General features: G+C 44.6%; 3 protein-coding genes. All 3 read left to right on the top strand.

Going from position 1 to position 3156, the window contains the following annotated elements:
• The coding region (locus tag BI182_RS15455) for a Fic family protein (protein WP_353744784.1) at positions 1 to 793 on the top strand (793 nt) is incomplete at its 5' end.
• Positions 794 to 879: 86 nt separating this feature from the next.
• Entirely contained in the window at positions 880 to 1158 is a 279-nt protein-coding gene (locus tag BI182_RS15450; protein WP_286809187.1) for a hypothetical protein, read from the top strand.
• Positions 1159 to 1439: 281 nt separating this feature from the next.
• Positions 1440 to 2900: a helix-turn-helix domain-containing protein gene (locus BI182_RS15445; RefSeq protein WP_286809185.1), complete on the top strand. Its 1461-nt coding sequence runs from the start codon at positions 1440 to 1442 to the stop codon at positions 2898 to 2900.
• Positions 2901 to 3156 lie beyond the last annotated feature (256 nt).

The following is a 3156-nucleotide window of genomic DNA, read 5'->3' as shown; positions in this document are numbered from 1 at the left end:
CCTGGCCGGGATTTTGATTTTCGGAAAGCCCGAGCTGATTCTGGCGGCCTTGCCCCATCACCGCACCGATGCGCTGCTGCGCAAAGTCAATCTGGATCGTTACGACGACTACGATGATATCCGGGTGTATCTGCTGGAGAGTTATGAACGGCTGATGCAGTTTATCAACAAACACTTAAACGACACCTTTTATCTGGAAGGGGATCGACGGATCAACCTGCGGGAAAAGCTGTTTGGCAAAGTGATTTCCAACCTGCTGATTCACCGGGAATTTGCCAATCCCTTTCCGACCAAGCTGATCATTGAAACGGATCGGGTGGTCACCGAAAACAGCAATATGCCCCACTGCAATGGCATCATTGATCCCTATAATTTTTCGCCCTTCCCCAAAAATAACACCATTGCCCGATTTTTAAAGGAGATCGGGCTGGTGGATGAATTAGGATCCGGCATCCGCAACACCTATAAATACAGTAAAATCTATTCCGGCACCGCACCCATTTTTACCGAGGGGGATGTGTTTCGGACGATTATCCCCTTGACCATGCAAGTGAGTGACCAGGCTACCATGCAAGCTGTACCTCAAGCTACCATGCAAACAGATGAAGAAATTTCTAGATTGCTGGAATATTGCAAAATACCCCGAACCCGAAGTGAAATACAGAAATATTTGAAGTTTAAAAACCGAGATCATTTCAGAAAAAACATTCTCAACCCGCTAATCAAAGACGGCCTTATCAAACTGACCATACCTGACAAACCGACCAGCCCCAAACAGAAGTATTATTCCTAAACTGTAAAAGTTTAACATTTGACTACGTATTTAGGCAGTCTCATATATGGAGACGACGGTTGGCCGATTGATTCACAATTTTTATTGTGAGCGGTGACAAAGGTTTTGGTTCAGCGATTCGTTTCTGGGAAGCAAACAGTGACTTTGGCGGTTTGAGTTTTGCCTTACTCGCAAACAAAGACGATTTTTGCAAGGCGTTTATGACAGAAGAGCTCAACTGGTTGAATATTAACAGTTTGCTTTTTGTGCCGAATTTAGAAGAAGGTTTAGAGCGTTCGTGGGAACGGCGAAACCGTGCGTCAGATCACTGTACTGAAATAATAACAGCATTTTTTCAACTGACAGATATTTCAACTGACAGATAAGAGTCAATTACATTCTGAAATTCAGCGCATTGTCGGCAACGGTGATACGTGCAAGAAAATATATCGACTAATACGTCCATTGTTTGATAGATACCAAAAATTTAGGGAATAATTTGCCAATAAAAAGATAGAAGCAATCATAGGAACGGAGGTTTCGTGCACGCTTTTCAGGAATCCCAGCAGACGGATACGGTAAAACGGACAGAAACTGTAGTGACCCACCGCCTCAAAACACCCGTAACAACGGGGCATCATTTTACATCAGAATCTCAGGAGGACATATGACCTTATTTAGCAAAAGAATCGAAGAACTGATTATTGAGAGTGGTGAAACCGTTGCGTCGTTGGCCGCAATTGGCGGCATCAATCGCACCACCCTGCAACGGATCAAATCCGGCGAGCGCCTGCCAAGCCCGGAGTTTTTCTGCAATCTGAGCCGGGCTTTGCGGCTTTCGCCGGTTGAACAGGATGAACTCGCCCAACTGCTGGAAATCGCCCGGGTCGGGGAGACAGTCTCTTACAGTCGTCGCCAGATCTTTGATCTGATTGAAATGATTTCTGAACTCACCGAATATAAGATTCCCTTTTCAAAAGAGATCGATCTGAAAGTCAGCCCACTCGACAATCAGCAGTCTGCCGAGCCGATTGAGGTCTACTCTGATCCCATGGCGGTTCTGAATCTGATTGAAAACAGCATCGATCAGGAACTTTTTTCCGCCGCCCAACCAGAGCTGAAACTGTGTATTCCCTATACCGAAAGCAAGGTGTACGACTACATTTTCCAACAGATGATGGGGAACAAGAAAAAACTGAACCTTGCGGATGTGTTGGGGTTCCGTCAACAGGCAGCCGCCGACGAACCGGGTCAGGCGGTGGCTGCCCTTCGTCACTTGATCGCCCTGTCGCTACTGGAAAATATCAACTACCGTTCCTGTTACTATTATTTTTCACCAGAAAATTCAGTCAGTATGCCAGTAACAGCCCTGTTTCCGTATTTTATCCTGACTTCCGATCGGGTCATCACCATTTCAGCTACTTTCAGTCAGGCGGTATTATATCAGGATACGGCCATCATTGACCTGTATCGCGCAGAGTTTGACCGCCTGGTTGCCAGATCCCAGACCTTTATTGAAGAAAGCACTGATTTGTTTGAGGTCTATACCATGGAACAGATCCGCCAGTTAAAGCATGTGGTCGAGCCCTTACCCTGTTTTGCCTACTACATTGACCGGGAACTGCTGGAAGCAAATATGAATAAGGATTTTCCCTATTACCAAACGTTGCTGGAGATGGCTGTCAATCATTATGGCAATATTCAACGGGAAAATCCCAACATCATCAATGTGTTTTCGCTAAAAAACCTAGAGCAGTTTATGAAAGATGGACACCTGAACTTTCCAGATGAAGTCTATGATGCTGTCAAACCAGCTGATCGCTTATACCTGCTCGGGTTGGTTCGTGATGATCTGGCCAACAATCGCCGCTCCTATTATGCCATCGACGAGGAGCAGATCTTTATGAATGGCTCCACCGAATTTTCCAATGAGCAAAATCTGATTCGTGTGATTCTGCACTACCGTAAAAATAATCAGCTGGTTTTTAAAGCCTTTGAAATTTATGAGCCCAGCGTGGTTACCGCCTTTGATGACTTTTTTACCAATATGACAAACAGCAGATATGTTTTACCAAAGGAGCAAACCCTGGCCGAACTCGATCGATTAATGCAGTTATGTGATGTGTAAACAGCCTTTGCACAGGGATTACCGGTCATAAAACCACCCAGCGGTCAAAATCAACGGTTCCAACCACACTTAACTTCACCCAGACAATGATTTAACCAGGTACATGCGCATTGAAAGATATTTTTATTTAAAATTCGGAGCACACGGGATAGATATCAATAAGATATTAATGTGAATGAACTGTCAGGCCATTTGCAGTTGAAAATTGAACAAATTATTCCTGTTATAGTTGTCAGTAAATGTGTATAATTAACCC

Origin of the sequence: Acetobacterium sp. MES1 (assembly GCF_002237635.1) — a bacterium.
GTDB lineage: Bacteria > Bacillota > Clostridia > Eubacteriales > Eubacteriaceae > Acetobacterium > Acetobacterium wieringae.
The sequence above is the reverse complement of the archived record's forward strand: the minus strand, read 5'-3'. Positions and strand labels throughout refer to the sequence as shown.